Annotated in this window: 2 protein-coding genes; both read left to right on the plus strand. The window is 48.4% G+C overall.

What is annotated here, in order from left to right; translation table 11 throughout:
• The first annotated feature begins 116 nt into the window (after positions 1-116).
• Complete coding sequence (locus ASG81_RS02860; protein ID WP_162254987.1) at positions 117-614, plus strand: DUF3658 domain-containing protein; 498 nt, start codon at positions 117-119, stop codon at positions 612-614.
• 474 nt (positions 615-1,088) lie between these two features.
• Positions 1,089-1,400: DinB family protein (locus tag ASG81_RS32455; protein ID WP_235548710.1), on the plus strand; the 312-nt coding region annotated here is incomplete at its 3' end.
• Positions 1,401-1,766 lie beyond the last annotated feature (366 nt).

The following is a 1,766-nucleotide window of genomic DNA, read 5'->3' on the forward strand; positions in this document are numbered from 1 at the left end:
CTTAAATGCCTTGTCGAATTTCTTCCGTTGTCCCATATGAACCCCTCCATGATTTATTATAGAGGTTTTCTTCGTGTCCATCTATTCGGGGCAAGGTCATAGGTTTAATGTGTTTATTGACCTATCTGCCTAAATCTATTCCTGTGTCAGTAGTTAAGGCTTCTGAGGCTTATTACAAGAGATATGGAAAATTCAAACCAATTACTGTGGGGGAGATCCTACTAGAGAAAATATTTCCGCTAATGGAGGATGCAAAACTTATTTCTCAACATGAGAAAGAAGGTTATATCAGGAATTGGACAAAACTCCTAGAGGAAAACGGCAGTCTTCGAATTTTTAAGAACCGAGAACTTCAGACCGTGTCGGTCGATTATTTTGATGAAGAGATCCTAAACAGTGCTAAAAGAATTAGTCAGGAAAAAATGTATAAAAAAAGCGATGGGTTTCTCCCAACAGCAAGGTTGGTCGGCGAAGTCATTGGGCATCAGAAACAGACAAATAAAGATTTCTTAATCGAGTGGCGAGTACGTTGCTTAATACACAAGGGGTTGCTTTCCTATCATGGGTCACTTAGTAATAAGAGGCTCTATTCGATTAAGCCACTTATTGATTGAACTAACGGGTACGATAGCTCCAAGGAACACGTAGAAACGGCAATCGGCATAACGGCTGTCGTTTTCTCGACTAACGGGCAGGATATTTTAACCAAATAGCGAATAGCGGATAACAGTAGGTTCAAGTAATCGATGAGACGAAGAGGGGGAAACCAAAATGAAGACGATCAAGTGCATGATGGACCATCTGTACTGGGCGGACGGACGCATCTTGGACGCGCTCGAGGAGAGTGAGACGAAGAACAAGGACCTTCTGAAGCTGGTTCGGCACGTCGCGGTCGCGGAACGAGTCTGGCTGTCCCGATTGCAGGGCAAGGGCAGCGYGCAATATTCGTTGTGGGAGGAAGCGGAAGACCTGACGGCGATCCGGAYGATGTTCGAAGAAAACGCCGAGCAATATCGCGTCTATATCGAAGGGCTCGAGGAATCCGAGTTGGACGAGATGATCGACTATGCGAACCAGAGCGGGGTNACCTGTACTGGGCGGACGGACGCATCTTGGACGCGCTCGAGGAGAGTGAGACGAAGAACAAGGACCTTCTGAAGCTGGTTCGGCACGTCGCGGTCGCGGAACGAGTCTGGCTGTCCCGATTGCAGGGCAAGGGCAGCGTGCAATATTCGTTGTGGGAGGAAGCGGAAGACCTGACGGCGATCCGGATGATGTTCGAAGAAAACGCCGAGCAATATCGCGTCTATATCGAAGGGCTCGAGGAATCCGAGTTGGACGAGATGATCGACTATGCGAACCAGAGCGGGGTTCCGTTCCGAACGTCCGTCCGGGACATCNGCGTCTATATCGAAGGGCTCGAGGAATCCGAGTTGGACGAGATGATCGACTATGCGAACCAGAGCGGGGTTCCGTTCCGAACGTCCGTCCGGGACATCCTGTCGCAGGTCCTCTTACATGGGCAATATCACCGGGGACAGATCAACCGGGCACTTCGGATCGAATCGGCAGAGCCTGTCCAAGTYGATTACATCACGTTCGCGAGGCTCTAACAGGGCCTAATAATCACCATTACTCGGAATGGGATTGGCATTGAACTAACGGGATACGATAGTGGAGGAGTTTGCTATGTAGCAGCTCCTCTTTTGTTTTATTAAATTAACTGGCAGTATACTGGATAAAATTACCTATATTGGTACCAGGGA

The organism is Paenibacillus sp. Soil522, assembly GCF_001428245.1.
GTDB lineage: Bacteria > Bacillota > Bacilli > Paenibacillales > Paenibacillaceae > Pristimantibacillus.